This window comes from Ruegeria sp. HKCCD4884 (assembly GCF_013110855.1).
Lineage (GTDB): Bacteria > Pseudomonadota > Alphaproteobacteria > Rhodobacterales > Rhodobacteraceae > Ruegeria.
In genome coordinates this window covers 39,070-58,610 of sequence record NZ_WVRJ01000019.1, presented here as the reverse complement: position 1 = coordinate 58,610, position 19,541 = coordinate 39,070, and the positions used below count along the sequence as shown (strand labels likewise).

17 protein-coding genes and 2 pseudogenes are annotated in these 19,541 nt (G+C 55.6%); 9 read left to right on the top strand and 10 right to left on the bottom strand.

Annotated elements, in window-relative coordinates:
- Positions 1–3: 3 nt before the first annotated feature.
- The 3 genes from GS636_RS21055 to GS636_RS21045 are packed head-to-tail and all read left to right on the top strand — an operon-like array spanning position 4 to position 3,023.
- Positions 4–1,119 (top strand): aromatic ring-hydroxylating dioxygenase subunit alpha, encoded by a 1,116-nt coding sequence (locus GS636_RS21055; RefSeq protein WP_171672389.1) that lies wholly within the window; start codon positions 4–6, stop codon positions 1,117–1,119.
- A gap of 60 nt (positions 1,120–1,179) precedes the next feature.
- Positions 1,180–2,319 (top strand): aromatic ring-hydroxylating dioxygenase subunit alpha, encoded by a 1,140-nt coding sequence (locus tag GS636_RS21050; RefSeq protein WP_171672386.1) that lies wholly within the window; start codon positions 1,180–1,182, stop codon positions 2,317–2,319.
- Between the two features lie 41 nt (positions 2,320–2,360).
- Positions 2,361–3,023, top strand: coding sequence for an XRE family transcriptional regulator (locus GS636_RS21045; protein ID WP_171672383.1), 663 nt, complete (start codon positions 2,361–2,363; stop codon positions 3,021–3,023).
- A 160-nt stretch (positions 3,024–3,183) separates the two neighbouring features.
- Here the strand turns inward: GS636_RS21045 and GS636_RS21040 are convergent.
- The 6 genes and pseudogenes from GS636_RS21040 to GS636_RS21015 all read right to left on the bottom strand — a co-directional run.
- Positions 3,184–3,354: pseudogene (locus GS636_RS21040) on the bottom strand (DDE-type integrase/transposase/recombinase); the annotation flags it as partial.
- 118 nt (positions 3,355–3,472) lie between these two features.
- Complete coding sequence (gene glnT, locus GS636_RS21035) at positions 3,473–4,801, bottom strand: type III glutamate--ammonia ligase (protein ID WP_171672381.1); 1,329 nt, start codon at positions 4,799–4,801, stop codon at positions 3,473–3,475.
- A 78-nt stretch (positions 4,802–4,879) separates the two neighbouring features.
- On the bottom strand, positions 4,880–6,217 hold the full coding sequence (locus tag GS636_RS21030; RefSeq protein ID WP_171672378.1) for an FMN-binding glutamate synthase family protein: 1,338 nt from the start codon (positions 6,215–6,217) through the stop codon (positions 4,880–4,882).
- Positions 6,218–6,227: 10 nt separating this feature from the next.
- A complete protein-coding gene (locus GS636_RS21025; RefSeq protein WP_171672376.1) occupies positions 6,228–6,911 on the bottom strand; it encodes a GXGXG domain-containing protein in 684 nt (227 codons plus the stop codon).
- Between the two features lies 1 nt (position 6,912).
- A complete protein-coding gene (locus tag GS636_RS21020) occupies positions 6,913–7,809 on the bottom strand; it encodes a glutamine amidotransferase family protein (RefSeq protein WP_171672373.1) in 897 nt (298 codons plus the stop codon).
- 171 nt (positions 7,810–7,980) lie between these two features.
- Positions 7,981–8,631, bottom strand: a complete 651-nt coding sequence (locus GS636_RS21015) for a helix-turn-helix domain-containing protein (protein ID WP_171672371.1) — start codon at positions 8,629–8,631, stop codon at positions 7,981–7,983.
- 342 nt (positions 8,632–8,973) lie between these two features.
- On the opposite strand from GS636_RS21015, the gene GS636_RS21010 reads away from it, so the two are divergent.
- The 3 genes and pseudogenes from GS636_RS21010 (at position 8,974) to GS636_RS21000 (ending at position 11,956) form a co-directional block, all read left to right on the top strand.
- A complete protein-coding gene (locus GS636_RS21010; RefSeq protein WP_171672368.1) occupies positions 8,974–10,029 on the top strand; it encodes a tyrosine-type recombinase/integrase in 1,056 nt (351 codons plus the stop codon).
- A gap of 2 nt (positions 10,030–10,031) precedes the next feature.
- A pseudogene (locus tag GS636_RS21005) lies at positions 10,032–10,220 on the top strand (replication initiation protein); the annotation flags it as partial.
- A 509-nt stretch (positions 10,221–10,729) separates the two neighbouring features.
- The gene (locus tag GS636_RS21000; RefSeq protein WP_171672366.1) at positions 10,730–11,956 is read left to right on the top strand and encodes an ATP-binding protein; all 1,227 of its coding nucleotides are present in this window, start codon (positions 10,730–10,732) and stop codon (positions 11,954–11,956) included.
- Between the two features lie 208 nt (positions 11,957–12,164).
- On the opposite strand, the gene GS636_RS20995 is transcribed toward GS636_RS21000, so the two are convergent.
- Positions 12,165–13,763 carry a sulfatase-like hydrolase/transferase gene (locus GS636_RS20995; RefSeq protein ID WP_171672363.1) on the bottom strand — a complete coding sequence of 533 codons (1,599 nt, stop codon included), beginning with the start codon at positions 13,761–13,763 and terminating at the stop codon, positions 12,165–12,167.
- A 159-nt stretch (positions 13,764–13,922) separates the two neighbouring features.
- On the opposite strand from GS636_RS20995, the gene GS636_RS20990 reads away from it, so the two are divergent.
- The 3 genes from GS636_RS20990 to GS636_RS20980 all read left to right on the top strand — a co-directional run bounded on the left by GS636_RS20990 (position 13,923) and on the right by GS636_RS20980 (position 16,757).
- Positions 13,923–14,498: a TetR/AcrR family transcriptional regulator gene (locus GS636_RS20990; protein ID WP_171672360.1), complete on the top strand. Its 576-nt coding sequence runs from the start codon at positions 13,923–13,925 to the stop codon at positions 14,496–14,498.
- A 517-nt stretch (positions 14,499–15,015) separates the two neighbouring features.
- On the top strand, positions 15,016–15,813 hold the full coding sequence (locus GS636_RS20985; protein ID WP_253762947.1) for an MBL fold metallo-hydrolase: 798 nt from the start codon (positions 15,016–15,018) through the stop codon (positions 15,811–15,813).
- Positions 15,813–16,757, top strand: coding sequence for an MBL fold metallo-hydrolase (locus GS636_RS20980; protein WP_171672356.1), 945 nt, complete (start codon positions 15,813–15,815; stop codon positions 16,755–16,757). Before GS636_RS20985 ends, GS636_RS20980 begins: the two co-directional genes overlap by 1 nt.
- A 1-nt stretch (position 16,758) precedes the next feature.
- Here the strand turns inward: GS636_RS20980 and GS636_RS20975 are convergent, their stop codons facing one another.
- The 3 genes from GS636_RS20975 to GS636_RS20965 are packed head-to-tail and all read right to left on the bottom strand — an operon-like array spanning position 16,759 to position 19,535.
- Positions 16,759–17,817 carry a YeeE/YedE family protein gene (locus GS636_RS20975; protein WP_371808760.1) on the bottom strand — a complete coding sequence of 353 codons (1,059 nt, stop codon included), beginning with the start codon at positions 17,815–17,817 and terminating at the stop codon, positions 16,759–16,761.
- 58 nt (positions 17,818–17,875) lie between these two features.
- The gene (gene hemA, locus GS636_RS20970) at positions 17,876–19,099 is read right to left on the bottom strand and encodes a 5-aminolevulinate synthase (protein ID WP_171672351.1); all 1,224 of its coding nucleotides are present in this window, start codon (positions 19,097–19,099) and stop codon (positions 17,876–17,878) included.
- Between the two features lies 1 nt (position 19,100).
- Positions 19,101–19,535, bottom strand: coding sequence for a DUF302 domain-containing protein (locus GS636_RS20965; RefSeq protein ID WP_058276423.1), 435 nt, complete (start codon positions 19,533–19,535; stop codon positions 19,101–19,103).
- Positions 19,536–19,541 lie beyond the last annotated feature (6 nt).

Genomic DNA, 19,541 nt, shown 5'->3' with positions numbered 1-19,541 from the left:
TACGTGATTGATCACACCTTAAAAGATCTCGAATCCTTATCACGAGCCGTCGAAAATGGCTGGGGCCTGCCCGTCGTCAGCTATTCCGACAGCGATTGGTTTGCGCGCGAACAGGCAGCCATTTTTGATCGCGGTTGGTACTATGTCGGGACAGTTCACCGGCTGAAAGAACCCGGGGACGTGATCCTTGGCCATGCCGGGCGCATTCCGGTCGTCGTGACCAAAAGCCGGGATGGCGCACTACACGCCGTGATCAATGTCTGCCGCCACAGGGGGCACCCGGTGTGTCAGAAAGACGGCAATCACCGGCTGCTCAGCTGCCCCTATCATGGCTGGACTTACGAGCTGGACGGCCGCCTACGGGGTGCGCCGGGCAGCGAGGCTGAGCGCGACTTTGACAAATCGGAATTCAGTCTGACCTCTCTCCGCCTAGAAATCTGGGGCCCTATGGTTTTTGTCTCACCCGATCCAGAGACCACCCCTTTGGCCGAACATTTCCCCGACTTTCGTGAGATCGCGACCAAACGAGACTTCAACCTTGATCCGGACGCCGACACGCACCATCGCCGCTACGAAAGCACGGCGAAGGCCAATTGGAAGATCTGGTACGACAACACGCTAGAGTGCTTTCACTGTCCCCACGTGCACGGTACGTCCTTCAACGACGCCTATGCCGTTGAGCAAGGCGATTACGAATGTCTGATCCGGGACCGTGTAGTCAGCTACTACTTTCCGCCCAAGCCGCAGCGCGCCGCAAACCAGCTACAGGTGACATGGAACAAGCACTTGCACCTCTTCCCAGGCTTCTTTGTGACCCAACAAGACGACATCATGCTGGTCCATCAGATGCGCGTGATCGACCCCGGCACAACGCATGTGATCTGGGACATCCTCGCCGAAGACGATGCCGATCCTGATCGTGTCGAGGGTTGGTGCAAGATCTGGGAAGATACGCTGGTCGAAGACAAGATCGCGGTCGAGGCCGTGCACAATAACATCAGCGCGCAGACGTTCACCGCCAATCGCTACATGGCAGCACACGAACCTGTGCCGCAAAATATCAATCGCTGGATACTAGAAGCCATTACGGCGTTAGACACGCGACACGCCGCGGAGTGAGGTGCACATGACACGCATACCGTTCAAGGCGACTAGTTGAACGAAACTTGGGAGAACCTAATGACACAACATTTCTCGCAAGAGGTTTTGGACAATATCCAGAACCCGATCGAAACAGCCCGCGGCCTTCCGAATGAAGCCTTCACGTCGCCTGGTTTTCTCGATCTGGAAAACAGAACCCTCTTTCGCCGTCACTGGGTCTTCGCCGGGCGGAAAAGCGAAATCCCGAACTTCGGCGATATCAAAATGGTCGACATCGCGGATCAGCCGCTGATCCTTGTTCACGGCAAAGACGGAGAAGTTCGGGTTTTCTACAACGTCTGCCCGCATCGCGGCGCGCAGATTGTTACGGAAGACCGAGCAAGCGCGCGCGTGATCGCCTGCAAATATCACGCCTGGACCTTTGAGCTAAACGGACCGCTGCGCGGTCGGGCGCATTTTGATGGTCCCGGCAAACACGCAAAGGGAAAAGCCGAAGACCCAAATTGCCCCAGCCTCTTCCCCGTTCGGTGCGAAACCTGGCATGACGCGATTTTCGTCAATCTCGACGGCAACGCCGGTCCACTGGCAGAGCATCTGGATCCTTTAATAGAACAGGCCGAAGGCTTTGATCTGAGCCAGTTCGAATATGCCCGCACCGTCAAAGGTACATTCGATTCCAATTGGAAACTCACAGTGGAAAACTGGTCAGACGTCTATCACGTCTTTGCGGTTCACCCGACATTGAACAAGATGATGGACGAGCAAGCCCGTACAGGCATGTTGACGGATCGGAACCTGATCTATTGCCGGTGGGGATATGACGAAAGTACGCTCGAAAACGAGGCGCTGCCCATAGCACAGAACCTTACCGGTGCAGCGAAAACCTCTTCCTTCATGGGGCACCTTTTTCCGGCGCTATGCGTCAGCTACCACCCTGCCATGTTGCTCTTTTGGGACTACAAACCGCTGGCGCATGACCGCACGCAGGTCAAGTTGCACATATATGTCGCGGGCGGCGCGGCATCTGATCCAGACTTTGCAGACGTGCTGGATCAACGTGTTCAGTACTACTTAGACCTAAACGGCGAAGATGATGAAGTCTGCCGCCTAATGCAGGTTGGGCGCCGCGCAGATGGCTATGATGGTGGGCGTTTTGCTCCATATTGGGACAAGGGCACTTTGCACCTTGCCAAACTGGTCGTTGATTCTGTGTCATGACGCCTCTGTCCAAGAGCGCTCAATCCCGTTAGTTTCGCGCCATGACGGACGAAACCTTAGAACCCGACAACCTCGTAGACCGCGCGGTTGTCAATACAACAGAACCCGGCGGCATCCGCCCCGGAGATAACAAAGCAATGATCGGCAATGAGGTGCGGTTCTGGCGAAAGGAGCGCGGCTTGACCGGTGCTGAATTGGCGCGCCGTGCCGAGATTACCGCCGGCATGTTAACGAAAATCGAGCTGGGCAAGGTGGCTCCGTCCATCTCAACCCTTTTGTCGATTGCTGATTCGTTAAACGTCCCGATCTCTATGTTTTTCCACCGGATCGAAAAGAGCCGCTATGTGTCCTTCGTTCCTGCCGAACAGCGCATGAAGGTTGACAAACGCGGTGCACGCGCCGGGCATCTTTATGAAATGCTGGGGCATAACACCGGTCAATCCATTGCGATTGAACCATTCTTTGTGACCTATGATACCGAAGCGGAGGCCTATTCCACTTTTCAAGAAGAAGGCTACAAATTCATCTACATGATGTCAGGTCACATCATCTATCGGCATGGCGAACGACATTTCCCGTTGAAGCCTGGCGATACGCTTATTTTTGATGCTATGGCCCCGCACGGCCCCGCAGAGCTGATCGAGCTGCCCTCGACGCTTCTTTCCGTCGCCATTTCGTCGCGCTATGATCCAGGCATGCGCTGACGCCAGATCATGCGCTGCCCCATACTTGCTGACGACCACAGGATCTTATGCAAACTTGTTTGACATCGGCGCTAATGGGATAGTCTAAGTCGATTTGATTAGAGAGGCTTTACGCTGCCAGTTGGGCGAAGTGCTGAAAAAGACGGAGTGCGGGCGTGAATTAACCTTTTCGGATCATGTTGATTGGTTCTACGCTTGCAAAGACAGATGCGACTGAAGCAAAAGATTTGAATCCTAGCATGGCTCTGTTCCTTCGTTTGATGAAACGGTAATCCTGTTCAAAGATGTTGTTGAGGAATTTCCGCCTGACCATTTCGATCGGGATCGGGCAATAGGCTGAATGCATCGGAACGGGCGTGGCGGTATGAAGTTGCGGTGAGTTGACAACGGCGGGGGCGGAAGATCTGGTTGATCTGGTCATGCGTAGACAAAATCCTCTGAGCCTGCCCCTAGACATCCAACGTGTGCTCTTTTTCCCAGCGTGAGAAATGACTGACGAAAGAGTTCCACTCCTGATGTTTCATTTTCAGGTAGGCAGCGGAGAATTCCAGGCCCATCGCCTCTTTCAATGCGCCATCCTTGTCATATTCACGCAGCGCATCCAGCATGTTCAGCGGCAGTTTCGGTGCATCGTCCACGGTGTGGCCTTCCGCATACATGTCGATGTCATAGCGACGGCCCGGATCGGCCTTTGACCGAATGCCCGACAGACCTGCCGCAATGACCACCGCCTGCAGCAGATACGGGTTAGTCGCGCCATCGGCCAGGCGCAGCTCGAACCGGCCCGGCCCGGGAACGCGAACCATATGGGTGCGGTTGTTGCCCGTCCATGTTACGGTATTCGGAGCCCATGTGGCACCTGACATCGTGCGCGGCGCGTTGATGCGTTTGTAGGAGTTCACGGTCGGGTTGGTGATCGCCGCCAGCGCACCGGCGTGCTTCATGATCCCGCCGAGGAAATGCTTGCCCTTCTCGCTCAGGCCCAGCTCACCGGTAGGACCGTCGCCTTCTCCTGCAAATACGTTGGTCTTCGCGTCCGCGCCCGGCGCATCCCAGACCGAGATATGGGCGTGACAACCATTGCCAGTCAGCCCCTCGACCGGTTTGGGCATGAAGGTGGCGCGGAAGCCGTGCTTCTCGGCCACCGATTTGGTCATGAACTTGAAGAAGGAGTGTTTGTCGGCGGTCTTCAGAACATCATCAAATTCCCAGTTCATCTCGAACTGGCCGTTGGCGTCCTCGTGGTCGTTCTGATACGGACCCCAGCCCAGTTCCAGCATGTAGTCGCAAATCTCGCGCACCACGTCATAGCGGCGCATCACCGCCTGCTGGTCGTAACAGGGCTTTTCGGCGGTATCGAACGGGTCGCTGATCTGTTCACCATCTGGGGTCAGTAGGAAGAATTCGGCCTCGATACCGGTTTTCACATGCATGCCCTCGGCGGCCGCCTCGTAGATCAGGCGGCGCAAGACGTTGCGGGGTGCTTGGGCGACATCCTCGCCTTCCATCACACAGTTGGCGGCAACCCAGGCGACCTCGGGTTTCCACGGCAGTTGGATGACCGAAGACGGGTCAGGCACAGCCAGCATGTCGGGATGCGCCGGGGTCATGTCGAGATAGGTGGCGAAGCCCGCGAAACCCGCTCCTTCCTCTTGCATGTCGGCAATCGCTTGCGCAGGAACCAATTTGGCCCGCTGCCCACCGAACAGATCGGTGAACGAAATCATGAAATACTTGACGCCTTTTTCCTTGGCGAAAGCTGCCAGATCTGTTGTCATGGTCACCTTCCCTTTCCCAGTTGGTTCAAAGAAGAAAGGCGCCGCCCTTTTGGGTCGCGCCTTCGTATTGTTTGCAGTTCAGAACACGGCTTTGCCCGGATACCAGTCGGTGCCCGCCAACGGCACTTTGGCCATCGCAGCCGCCTCCATCGTCAAGGCGCAGAGGTCCTCGGGCTCCAGATTGTGCAGGTGATTGTGACCGCAGGCGCGTGCGATGGTCTGCGCCTCCAAGGTCATCACCTTCAGATAGTTGCGCAGGCGACGACCGGCCTCGACCGGATCCAGACGCGCAGCCAGTTTCGGATCCTGCGTGGTGATGCCCGCAGGGTCCTTCCCTTCGTGCCAATCGTCATAGGCCCCGGTGGTTGTGCCCAGCTTTTGATACTCAGCCTCCCATTTCGGGTCATTGTCGCCCAAAGCGATCAGGGCTGCCGTACCGATGGCCACCGCGTCCGCGCCCAAGGCCATCGCCTTGGCCACATCGGCCCCGGTGCGGATGCCGCCCGAGATCACCAGTTGCACCTCGCGGTGCACACCCAGGTCCTGCAACGCCTGAACAGCAGGGCGGATACAGGCCAGCGTCGGAATGCCGACATGTTCGATGAACACATCCTGCGTGGCAGCGGTGCCGCCCTGCATCCCGTCCATCACCACGACATCGGCCCCGGCTTTCACCGCCAGCGCAGTGTCATAATAGGGCCGCGTCGCGCCAACCTTCACATAAATCGGCACCTGCCAGCCGGTGATCTCACGCAGTTCGAGGATCTTGATCTCCAGATCATCCGGCCCGGTCCAGTCCGGGTGACGACAGGCCGAACGCTGGTCAATCCCTTTGGGCAGCGTGCGCATCTCAGCCACGCGATCGCTGATCTTCTGACCCAGCAGCATGCCGCCACCGCCCGGCTTGGCCCCCTGCCCCACGACAATCTCGATGGCGTCGGCTTCGCGCAGATCGTTGGGGTTCATACCATAGCGCGATGGCAGGTACTGGTAGACCAGCTTGGACGAGTGCCCGCGCTCTTCGGGTGTCATGCCACCGTCACCGGTGGTCGTTGACGTCCCAGCCATCGAAGCACCCCGACCCAGAGCCTCTTTTGCCGGGCCGGACAATGCCCCAAAGCTCATACCCGCGATCGTGATCGGGATATCCAGCTGGATCGGATTCTTGGCAAAGCGTGTACCGAGCGTCACCGAGGTATCGCACCGCTCACGGTACCCTTCCAGCGGATAACGCGAGACGGACGCCCCCAGAAACAGCAGGTCATCAAAATGCGGCACCTTGCGTTTCGCCCCACCACCACGAATGTCATAGATGCCGGTGGCCGCTGCCCTGCGGATTTCCGCGTTGATCGGGTTGCTGAAAGTCGCCGACTGGATCGGCATGGTACGGGGGATGCTGTTCTTTGTCTCTTTCATTCCCGTGTCCTCAGTAGGCCGCTGTGTTGTCGACGTCGAAGTTGTAAAGCTGACGGGCCGAGCCATAGCGCTTGAACTCCTCCGGCCGGGCGTTGGCCCCGGCACGCTCCAGCAGATCGGCCAGCAGCTCCAGATGTTCCGGCCGTATCTCTTTCTCGATGCAATCCGCGCCCAGGCTCTTGACCGAGCCACGCACAAACAGCCGTGCTTCGTACAGCGAGTCTCCAAGCGCATCGCCTGCATCGCCGCACACAACCAAATTGCCTGCTTGTGCCATGAACGCGGACATATGGCCGATATTGCCATGCACAACGATGTCGATGCCTTTCATCGAAATCCCGCAGCGCGAGCTGGCATTGCCTTTGATCACCAGAAGCCCACCATGCCCGGTCGCGCCCGCATATTGGCTGGCGTCGCCTTCCACGACAACGGTGCCAGACATCATGTTTTCGGCCACTCCCGGCCCAACCGAGCCCTCAACCCGGATGGTCGCCTGTTGGTTCATCCCTGCGCAATAGTACCCGGTCGAGCCTTTGACGGTCACTTCAATCGGTGCGTCCAAACCCACGGCAATCGCGTGGCTGCCTTTTGGATTCTGCACTTCCCAACTGGTTTGGTTCGTTTCGTAGCTTTGCGCCTGTAGGGCCGCATTCAAACCCCGCAGGCCGTTTTCTGCAACATCATAGGTCTGCATCTCAGTGGCTCCAGAAATAGACAGTGGCGGGCTCGGGCTCCCAGACGCGGGCGTCTTCGATACCGGGCAGATTGACCAACGCGCGGTATTCGCTACCAAAAGCCACGTATTGATCAGTCTCGGCCATCACTGCGGGCTTGCAGGCAATGGGATCGCGCACTACCCCGAACCCATCTTTGGTGCCCACAACAAAGGTGAAGAAGCCATCGAGGTCCTTAAGACTGCTCTCCAGCGCCTCACCCAGCGTTGAACCGTTCTGCATTTTCCACGTCAGATAAGCTGCACCAACCTCGGTGTCATTCATGGATTCAACCCGAACACCCTCGCGTTTCAGCTTCCGGCGCAGCACATTGTGGTTAGACAAAGAGCCATTGTGGACCAAGCACTGATCCGCGCCGGTGTTGAACGGGTGTGCGCCTTCGGTGGTCACGGCGGATTCGGTGGCCATGCGGGTGTGACCTATTCCGTGGCTGCCGCTCATGGCGGACAGGCTGAACCGGTCGGCCACATCGCGGGGCAAGCCAACCTCTTTGTAAATCTCGATGGCCGCGCCATCCGACATCACCCGCAAACCCGGACGTAATTCTCGCACCGCTTGGCGAGCTTGGTCAGCCTTGTCACCGGCCAGCTCCAGAACCGCGTGCGTGGAATTTGCGCGCAGGGTCACTTCGGCACCAATGGCGGCCCCAAGATCCACGGCAAGGGTCGCAAAATCCGCCTCTGGCGTGTCGGATTGCACGGTCAGCTTGACTGCGCCGTCCGCCTCTGCCCCATATATCGCGATACCTGCACTGTCCGGGCCACGGTCCGTCATCGTGACCAGCATGTCCGTCAGCATTGAACCCAACTCAGGCTCTAATGCCCTGTCTTTCAAAAAAAGGCCAACAATTCCGCACATGGCTTTTGCCCTCCGAAATTTCGTCGTGAGGAACGCTAGCAGGCCAAAAATCAAAAAACAACTTCAAGAAATATTTTTTCCTGGTGGGAAAATATTTGTGCCTAAACCACAGGCACGACACAGCGTGTGCGAAAGACGCACCTCGGGCTTGTCGGGACGATGCAAGACGCATCAACTCGTTTGCGGATAAGAGATGATGGAAAGATATTTGGCAGGAAGTTTCACCAAAACCTCGGGCCCGTGCGCCGCGTCTGCGTCGAAAAACAGCGTGTCTCCCGGTTTCAGCGAATAGATATCGTCACCATGACGGTAATCCACCTCACCTTCGAGCATGTACAACATTTCGATTCCGTCGTGCTGAAAGGTTGGGAACCTGTCCGATTCTTCTGTCAGCGTGATCAGGTAGGGTTCGACAACCACGCCACTGGCATTGGCCCCCAAATGGCCTAGAAGATTGTATTGATGCCCGGCTCGTGTACCGGCCCTGTCGGTTTCGACCCCTTCACCAGCCTTGGTATGTACGGCATTGCGCGTTTCCTCATACCGACGAAAGAATGAAGTGATCGGAGTGCTAAGCGCGTTTGCCAGCAACTGCAGCGTCGTCAGCGACGCGGATGTCGCGCCGTTTTCAATCTTGGACAACATGCTGATGGACAGACCGGTCAGTGCCGCCAATTCAGCAATCGTTGTGCCCTGTTGCACACGCAGGGCCTTGATCTCGCGCCCAATCGCAGTTTCCAGGTTCTTTTCGCCGCTGTCCCGAAGCTTGTGCGGGTCCTGCGACAGGGCAACGGGCTGCTCGGGATCGTGTGACTGCGCCATCTGGCCTCCTGATCTCTCATGCGGGTTCATTAAGATGGATCGGCATTTCTCAAGTGATCTGTAAACGACCACAAACCTACTCGCAGATTGTTCAGATATTTAAAACATGCAAGCGCACTCCTCAAATCTCAGTGAAATTGGGCTAATCAGAACACCTCGTAAATACAGTTTCCAAGCGGTTCCGTTGCAAAGTTTGCGGTTGTTCGGAAAACTGCCTTACACGCAAAAACAGGGCGTTTCGCTCATTACTTCAGATGAGTTCAAAAGCCTCTATCACACTCGATAAGTATCCCTTATCGGTACTGATTGATTTTACCGGGAAAACCGCGCAGAATAACGCCCATGACACCAACAGCGCCCTATCTTCCCGCCGCCTCCCCTGCCCTGTCTCAAGCCGATCAGGACGCGCTGACAGACCTTTATGTCCGCGGCACGCCAGCCAATACGCTCAGGGCCTATGAGCGGGATCTGCTTTACGTGACCGCGTGGAAATCAGCGCGCTTCGGGTCAGCTTTGGATTGGCCGGAATCCGAGGCCACCGCCCTTGTCTTCATTCTAGATCACGCCCGCAATCTGGACGACGCACCAGAAACGGATGTGGCGCGCGAAACCGCAGAAGCGCTGATTGCTCAGCGGCTGCGCAAGTCGCTGGCTTGCCCAGCCCCGTCAACGCTGGACCGACGCATCGCCTCCTGGCTGGCCTTCCACCGGATGAAGAACCTCCCCTCCCCCTTCGACGCGCCACAGGTCAAACAGGCCCGCGCCAAGGCGCGCCTCGCCGCCGCCCGGCCCCCTACTCCAAAATCGCAGCACCCGATCACCCGCGATGTGCTGGAGCAATTGCTGGCCACCTGCCGGGGCAGCCGCCGGGACTGCCGCGACCGGGCGATCCTGATGCTGGGCTGGGCCAGTGGCGGGCGACGGAGGTCTGAGATCACTGGGTTGATGCGCGAGGATGTCAGCCTGAAAGCATTCGGCAAGGAACGTCTGATCTGGATCTCGCCGCTGGAAACCAAAACCACGAGCAAGGGTGAAACCCCACGGCTGGTCCTGAAGGGCCGTGCGGCACAGGCGCTGGTGTATTGGATCGAGGTCGGTGAAATCCGCGACGGGGCGCTGTTTCGTCCGATCTCAAAAGCCGATCGGGTGCTGAAACGGCGCCTTAGCCCTGACGCGATTGCGCAGATCGTCAAGCACCGGCTGAAACTGGCCGGACTGCCGGATGATTTCGCCTCACCCCATGGGCTGCGCTCGGGGTTTCTGACCCAGGCCGCGCTCGACGGTGCCCCGATTCAGGCGGCCATGCGCCTCTCCCTGCACCGCTCCATGGCGCAGGCGCAGAAATATTACGATGACGTGGACATTGCAGAAAACCCCGCGGCGGATCTGTTGGGGTGAAAGAAGGCGTGGTTTCGCGGCGAAACCCGACCCAGCGCGATGCGGACAAGAGGTTGTTTCTGTCTGGCCTAACCGACGATCTGGATCGCGAACACTTCCGCGCACATGGGTGGAGGTCAGGATTAAACGCAACGGCGATCTTTGCGTTTTGGGAAGAACTGGAGCCTGGTGTATTCGAAAATCTTGGATAGATTGAAACAACCTTGAAACGCGGGCTGCGTTTCAAGGTGGTAACAAAGTCAATGGTCAAAAGATTGCAACGGAACCGCTCCTAACTACGCTTTGCAAAGGATCAGGGACATTACGATTGGCTTATGGAGAATGTCGCAAAGTATCTTCGATTTGACCAAACCGGGTATGCGATGAAATCAGCACGTGGCCCAGCTATACGCTTCATGGTTCTGGGAAATGTCTTTCAGCGCGCCGAGAAGAAATGGTCTCATGGCTCTTGTGTGATTTCTCTTTTGGTAAAGATGGAAAGTGGTGAAATGAGACCAACGGCCTTGTTGGCAACAAAGGCCAATGTGAAAAAATCTCGACCTGTCTACTGAAAGAAACCACTAAAAAAGTTCACTTGTTGTGATGGTAAAGCTCAAGCAGTGCTTTCAGTTTTCAGGGTCTTCGATTTCAGTTGGTCGGATATTGACTTTCAATTGGTCGATCCCTTACTTTCAATCGGACGAAGAGAAGTCTCTCAAACATGTATCCAAGATTTGCTAAAACCAGAATAGAAGAAGCGTTGTCCGACACGCGTGTTGTTCTGATCTCCGGACCTCGGCAGTCTGGCAAAACAACTCTGGCAACAGAAATCGCCTCTGACAAAGTTCCCTTTTTGACATTGGACGATGCGACCGTATTGCAATCAGCTATAGATGATCCGGTCGGTTTTGTTCGCGGGCTGGACCGGGCGGTTATCGACGAGATTCAGCGAGCACCCGACCTCCTTCTGGCAATCAAGAAAACGGTGGATGATGACAAAAGGGCAGGGAGGTTTCTGCTGACCGGCTCCGCCAACCTAATGACCATTCCGCAGGTCGCGGACTCTCTTGCCGGGCGAATGGAAATTGTCCGTCTCCTACCTCTCAGCCAGACGGAAATCCTAGAAACGAAATCGGGTTTTATCGACCGGGCATTCGAAGCCAAAGCCCCCGTCGTAGACAAGCCGGTCATTGGGGATGAACTTGTTGAGACAGTTCTTTCTGGTGGCTACCCCGAGGCTCTTGGACGGAAACGATGGGGGCGAAAGCAGGATTGGTATCATGATTATCTTGATGCGATTGTACAACGAGACGTTCGCGATGTGGCCCAGATCGAACAGCTCGCAATCATGCCAAAACTACTGGGAGTTCTGGCGGAGCATTCTGGTCAACTGGTCAATTACTCGGGGATCGGTGCTGCCATAGGTCTGAATCACGTGACCACTCAGAAATACGTACGAGTGTTTGAAAACCTCTTTCTCGTGCACAGTTTGCAGCCGTGGTTCACCAATCGCCTGAAGCGCCTGACCAAATCCCCCAAGTTGCATTTCTTGGATGCAGGCCTTCTAGCAGCCATGCGCAGCATTTCTCCGGACACTGTCAAAAAGGACAAAACACCCTTCGGGTCGATCCTGGAAACATTTGTGTTCAGCGAGTTGCGTAAGATAGCCACCTGGAGTGAACAACGTTGCACGCTTTCGCATTTCCGCGACAAAGACAGAAACGAGGTAGATATCGTTCTTGAAAACAGGCGTGGCGAGATCGTTGGGATCGAGGTGAAGTCATCTGCGACAGTTACCTCCAGCGACTTTTCCGGGATGCGTAGATTGGCAGAGGCGTGTGGTAACAAATTCATCCAGGGGCTCGTTCTCTACGACCACGATCAGGTTGTACCCTTCGCAGACAACATGTTTGCGACTCCAATTTCCAGCCTATGGGCAACGAGTTGATGACAGGTACAGCCAAGGAAGGGCGGGGGGCTTAAACCATCGATATCTCTGCTCTCGACAGTTAGTATTCTACACAAAGGGCGGAAAGCAGGCATTCGCTACGCTTTGTGCCAATGACCGCTGTGCGGACAAAGCTGCCACACAAATGACCTTACTAAAATGGGGCGTTCAGGTTGGCACCGCCCCTGTATTGTGTTCCTACAAAGCATCATTGCTCGGCTGGAATAACGCCTACCTCTTCTGCATAGGCGTCGTAAGCGGCTCTCAGCTCGCTAAGCAGGTCAGGCATCTCAGCGGACAGATCGTTTGCTTCGCCGGGATCGGTTTCAACATTGAAAAGACGCCAGTTACCATCGCCATACGGTGCGGGAATTGTCACAGCTTTGAACGCTCCTTGCCGCATCCATTTGCCTTCGCCCATTTCGCCGCCGACCAGTTCATCTTCACCGTAGAGAGCATCGGTGTCACCCGTGAGCAGCGGCATCATGGACCGCCCGCGTGGCTGCTCCTTGTCCGCAGGGTAAGTGGCACCGGTGAGTTCCATGACGGTCGGAAGAATGTCCCAGACGTATGCGAAGGCATCAGTTCGCTCGCCGGATGAAATGCCGGGCCCCGCGATGATCAACGGCACACGCATCCCGCCTTCGCCGACGGTCATCTTGAACCGGTCGAGCGGCCCGGACGAGGCCCCCGCCCAGCCTGATCCGTAGGCGACGTTTGACCCCGGATGACCGATATTGCCAAGGCTGTTGTCGAACTGATCCGCAAACTCCGGTTCTGTTGCGCCGGGGTAATCTGACGAGAACCAGGGGTTTGCCCCGTTATCGGAGAGGAAGATGATCAGCGTGTTGTCTATTTCTCCAATGTCGGTCAGGAAATCGAGCATTCGGCCCAAGTGATAGTCCATATTGGTGACCATGCCCGCATAAATCTCCATCGCGCGGGCTTCGGCCGCCTTCCTGTCGTCGCTCAGTTCGTCCCAGCGTTCCACGATCGGGGCCATGGGGGCGAGGTCTGCGTCCTCCGGCAGAATGCCCAAAGTCCGGGCGCTCTCCCAGCGTTGCCGCTCAAGCACTTCGTACCCTTCGTCATACACTCCGCGATACATCGAGTGCCAGGGTTCAGGTGCATGAACCGGATCGTGAGGCGCGGTGAAGGCCAGATAGCCGAAGAAGGGGCGATCATCGTCACGGCCTGATCGGATCAGGTCCATCAAATGGTCTGTATAGGAGCGGCTGGAAAAGAAATCGGCAGGGAGTTCCTCGAGAAATTCCCCATTCATCGCGTATTCTGCCGGGTCATCTCCCGGATTAATGCCGAGCCGGTCGTTCCAGTGGCTTGCGCCACCAACGAGCAAGGTCAAGGTCTCGTCAAAGCCCCGGTCGTGCGGCAGTGACCCTTTTTCATGTCCCAGGTGCCATTTCCCGGCCATGTAGGTCTTGTAGCCTGCGTCACGCAGCACTTCGGCCATCGAGGCCACGCGATCATTGAGATGACCTTCATACCCAGGTTGACCGACTTGGTTCGGGGCAAGGATTTCGGCCATCTGACCCAAACCTGCGACGTGATTGTCGTTGCCGGACATGAGCATAGAGCGCGTAGGAGAACAGGACACCGAAGCGTGGAAATCGGTGAAAAGCGTTCCCTGCTCGGCAAGTGCATCTATTGTAGGCGTCGATATTTCACCGCCGTAGGGGCCGGTATCCGAAAAACCAAGATCATCAGCCACAACGAGGAGAATGTTTGGTCGGTCTTGCGCAGATGCCGCGCAGGGTATTGCAACTGCGCAAGCAAAAGTAGCTGCCATCAAATTCAGTCGAGTCTGTCGCGTCATTATCAGAGCCTTCAAATAGATTCGAAAGAGTGCCTACCTTGAAATACCATGCACTTATGTATGCTCAAAACACTTTCGTATATAGGATGTGATCTGGTACTGTGATACCGTGCCCAAAAACAAGGCAGACGAATGCTTAAGATCGAACTTGAAACTCGATACAATCGCAACGCATGGCTGGCGACAGCAATTGAGGTGCTATCAAAAGAGGGTCAGGCTAAGCTTAGGACAGAGCATATTGCTAAGGCGCTAGGAGTCACGCGCGGTAGTTTCTACCACCACTTCAAAAACCGCGATGAGTTCGTCTTTGCCCTTGTCGATTTTTGGGCGCAAACGTTCACAGAGCAAACGAACGCAAATGTTGATGGGCAGGAATTGTCTGCTGATCGTCGGCTGCTGTATCTCATGCGGCTGATCCGCGACAATCGTCTGGACAAGTACGACATCGCCTTTCGGAGTTGGGCGGCGCAAGAGCCGGCGGTCGCGGAAAAAGTCCGCGAGGTTGATCGCCTTCGCTATGAGTTCGTCGCAGAATTGTTTGCCGAAATGGGATTTGCGGGCGATGACCTAGAAGAACGAGTGCGTCTGTTTCTTGTTTACGAAAGTGCGCAGCACACTCTTTGGTTCCCTAAAAAATCCAGACAAGCGCGCGACAGTGTTGAGCGTCGCTTCGAACTGATAACGGGGCGCAAACCACCAGCCGATTGAGGTCTGCTTCGGGCTCAAGGCAGTCATCTGAGTCTTTAAGTCAGAAGACGGCTTAGGAACGGATAGCGGTCATTGTTGGTGGTCATTCCGAGAATTTTCGCCTGAAAGTCTGCATTGAACGGCAGCAGACGTTCGCAGAAATCTGCTGAACGACCGGCATGCGGACAGAGCAGACATCGAGCGACGAGCAAATTGCAAAGGACATGACACCTGTATACAGCTCCACCGCAAGGCGAATGACATTGGAGCTGGTCTTGAGGTGCTTGATTGGCGATTTTTATTTCATAGAGAAAATGGCGCGAAAGCCCCTGCCCGCCTCAACTCTAGTTCTTCTGGAAAGACCCCACCTTACGTCATTTACAAATCAATATATTCATTTTATTGATTGTTAATGGATCGAAATGAGTTTTCACGACGCAGATTCTTGTATGGCGCCACGTGTATCGCAGCGCTTGGAGTTCAATCCAAGATCGGGTGGGCAGAGTTACAACTCGGCGCTTCTGCTCGGATTACAACCATGTCAGATGGGTACCTGTCATTGCCTTCGGAAATGGTCTTTGGCGCCATGCCGAAGGAAGAGCTCAGGCAGCTTTTGGACAACTACAAGGTGGACGCGACCAAGTACGAGCCAGAGTGCAACGTGGCACTTTATAAAGATGATCAAAACTCCGTGCTGTTCGATGTGGGAGCTGGGCCAGATTTCATGCCCACTTCTGGTAAGCTTCTGAAGGCTCTTGAAACAACCGACCTGTCGCCCGAAGATATCTCGCACGTGATCTTCACCCATGCGCACCCGGATCACATTTGGGGCGTTTTGGATGATTTCGACGACCTTCTGTTCCCCAACGCCATGCATCACTTTGGCCGTAGTGAGTGGGATTATTGGTGGAACCCCTCAACGGTGGATACCATTGGAGAAGATCGCGCTGCATTCGCAGTAGGCGCAAAACGGCGCATGGAAGCAATTGAGGATCAGGTCGCGTTCTTTGACGACGGGCAAGAGATCCTTCCCGGTATTGCCGCACGCGCGAGCTTTGGACACACTCCCGGTCACATGGCGTTTGAAATTCGCAGCGGCGGTGAATCCGTGATGATTGTCGGCGACGCGCTGGGAAATCCACACGTAGCTTTTGAACGTCCCGACTGGCACAGCGGTACGGATCAGGATCCGCAGGCGGCGGCGGCAACTCGGATTTCACTGCTGGATCAGATTTCACACGAGCAAATGAAAATAATTGGTTTCCACCTGCCGAATGGTGGAATCGGCCGGATCGAGAAGACTGGGTCTGCTTATAAGTTCATTGGAGAACAATAATGATGCGATCGCTGGTGATTTTCTTGGCCCTAGCCACACCAGCTTGGGCAAGCGAGGATATTGCAGACCAATACCCGCAAAGTGTGCTGTATTCCGAACCGGTCGAGTACATCCCCGGGGTCTATTCCGCTATTGGCGCAACCGCCCCGCCGACCTACGAGAACTCTGGTCACAACAACAACCTCAGCTTCATAGTTACCGGAGATGGCGTGATCGTCATAAACGGCGGCGCGGCTTATGTGCTTGCCGAAGCGCTTCACCAGGAAATTCAGGCAATCACGGATCAGCCGGTTAAGTTTGTCTTCAACGAGAATGGTCAGGGGCACGCGATGCTTGGCAACGCCTACTGGTCAGAGCTGGGTATTCCGATCATCGCCCATTCGGATGCTGCGGCTGAATTCGAGGAATACGGCCCACAGATCCTTGAAGGAATGCAGCGGTACAACCAGGACAAGGCGGAAAGAACCTTCCTGGCAGGCCCAACCGAGACCTTCGAGGATGAATACGTGGTTGAAATGGGTGATTTCCGGATTGAGGCCAAATATCTCGGGCCGGCCCATAGTCCCGGCGATATCTCGATTTGGCTGCCGAACCAAAGCCTTGTTATCGCGGGTGATATGGCGTTTCACGAGCGAATGCTACCGATCTTTCAAGAGACCTATACGGCGGATTGGCTTGAAACATGGGACAACGAGTTCGAAGCTTTGGGAGCCAAATATGTCATCCCCGGACATGGTCATCCGACGAACATGGATCAGGTGCGCCGTTATACACGCGACTACCTAGTCTACCTGCGCGGCAAGATCCAAGAGCACATGGATGCCGGCGGCGATCTGGCAGAGGCTTACTATGTCGATCAGTCACCGTATGCCCATTTGGACACGTTTGAGGAACTGGCGACAAAAAATGCCGGGCGGGTATTTGAGCAGATGGAATTCGAATAACTCAGGACGTTTGAGGAACAGGAATTCGGCGCATTAACCTATGCGCGCTGATCGCTCCAACCCACATGAAGAAAACGGCAAGCCAAGCCGTCAATGACAGGGCGGACCCTCCTGAAAGCCCTGCACCCACGGCGCAACCTCCGGCCAGCATGGCTCCAAACCCCATGAGGACAGCTCCAACAAGGTAGCGCTCCATCGGAGCATCCGGACCAAAACGTTCGATCTTCCACTCCCCTGCAGTTAGGGCCGAGCCTGCGGCACCAATTGCTACGCCTGGAACAAGGCCGATACCGAAGGACAACACGACGTTTCGCTCGGCAACCAACGCCATCAGTGTATCCGTAGCCGGTCCGGTGAACGTGACTGACGAAACAGGAACGACTTCAAATGATGCTTGCGCGATGGCAAATGTCATTAACCAGCCAAGCGCCACCGCCACGCCAACTCCTGCGGCTGTTACGATCCTGATTGGCACGACTCTCCGGTGGAATGCGAATGCAATTGCCGACACCAATCCCAATACTGCAACGGCTGTATAAACCACTGGTGAAAATCCAAGTATTTCTGAAAGGTCTCTCGAGGTGCCACCTGAGACAGTCCAGATCCCGGAAAGTAATTCTCGGGCGGGACTAAGAACGCCCGTGTAGGTCGCCTGAGCCACTAAGGTTAAAACCAATCCTGTAATCAGGGCGCGCAGATTACCGCAGGCGGCCAATACCAACAGGCGAGATGCACACCCACGCGCCAACACCATGCCAACGCCGAACATCGCCCCGCCAAGTATTGCGCCGCTGAGGCTGCCCGTCGACGCAATCGCGCGTGTCTCGGAAAGGTCTAACCACTCAAACGCGACAAACGCCTGCACTAAGGTGAGCGCTGCGGTAAAAGCGATCAGCCAGACAGCCAGGCGAGGACCAAGCTCGCCTTCGGCGACTTCGATGGTCGACGCTCTCAAACAAAAGTGAGACTTCTGGGCCGTCACACCGAACAAGATACCGACAAACGCACCGGCAAATGCCAAAGCGCCAGGGTCTCCCAACAAATCGATGAGCCTTTCCATCAACAGAGACTCTCACTTGGTTGCTTGCGCGTCCTTGTCTTCGGTCAAGTTGCCATTGTCATTGAGCGGCCATTGGCCTGCGCGCCAATTGGCATTGCGTCCATAGCTCACCCAAAGCAGACACCAGTCGATCCACGTCGGCGGTGGAATGCACTGGGGAAGGTGTAATCCGTAAACGTTCCGTTCCCTTGGGGACGGTTGGATAGTTGATCGGCTGGATGTAAATTCCATAGTCACGCATCAGCACGTCAGAGATGAAGCGACACTTGACCGGATCGCCGACCATGACCGGAATTATGTGACTTGGGTTCGGTGTATGCGGAATGCCCAGACCGTCCAGCTTTTCTCGCACCTCTCGCACGCGCTGCTGGTGCAAATGTCGTTCCGAATTGCTTTGCTTCAGGTGCCGAACAGAAGCGGCAGCTCCTGCGGCCACGGCGGGAGGCAAAGCAGTGGTGAAGATAAACCCGCTGGCGAAGGATCGCACAAAGTCGACAAGCTCTTTCGACGCGGCGATGTATCCGCCAACTACGCCGAATGCTTTGCCCAACGTCCCCTCGATGACGGTTAGCCTTTCCATCAGGCCTTCGCGTTCGGCAATGCCTCCGCCGCGCGGTCCATAAAGCCCTACGGCGTGAACCTCATCCAAATAGGTCATCGCGCTATAGCGATCGGCCAGATCACAGATTTCGGCAATTGGTGCAATATCGCCATCCATTGAATAGACGCTCTCAAACGCAATGAGCTTCGGTGCATTGGCAGGCAGTTCAGCAAGGTGCCTTTCAAGGTCGGCTAAATCATTGTGTTTCCAGATACGCTTTTGGCAACGACTGTGGCGAATTCCTTCGATCATCGACGCATGGTTTAACTCGTCAGATAAGACTGTGATGCCCGGAATGCGAGACGCCAGAGTTCCCAGCGCGGCCCAGTTCGAAACGTAACCGGACGTAAACAGCAACGCAGCGTCCTTGCCATGCAAGTCAGCAAGCTCTTGCTCCAGCAAAACATGCTGGTGGGTCGTTCCAGAGATATTCCGCGTTCCTCCCGCTCCAGCACCAACCTCATCGATCACCTTGTGCATTGCTGCAATAACATTGGGGTGCTGACCCATCCCCAGATAATCATTTGAGCACCAAACAGTGACTTTCTCGGGGTCATTTTCCGCGTAGCTACGCGCTGTCGGGAACGCGCCACGCTTCCTTTCGAGATCCGCAAAGACCCGGTAGTTCCCTTCCTCCTTAAGCTGGTCGAGTTGACCACGAAAAAACTGCTGATAGTTCATTTCAGTTCCCAACGGCTTCTTCTACGATCCCGGACAACAGGGCCTGAACTTTTTGCATTGGTCCATCAGGATAGCTTCGGTATCCAACCATCACGCCATCGTCGCCTTCGGCTACAAAAATCCCATAGGGGCAGAAGCCAATATTCATCGGGTCTGCTTCCATCACTTCACGCGAGATTTTTGCCGAGCAGAAGATGAAGATGTCTGCAGCTGCAAATATCTGTTTGTCGCTGCCGACGTCAGCGCCTGTTCGATTCAACATGTCGCCGACGTGGCTTACATAGTCGATGACTAGTCCCTGTCCCACAATAGCGGACTCGACGGCGAACGTTGCATCATCAAAACTGCCGTCGAAGGGTATAGTAATGATCTCTTCTGCAAGCCCTTGGCTCGCCAGAACAGTGGAAAACGCGGCTGCGGCGATAAAGTGTTTCATGTTTTT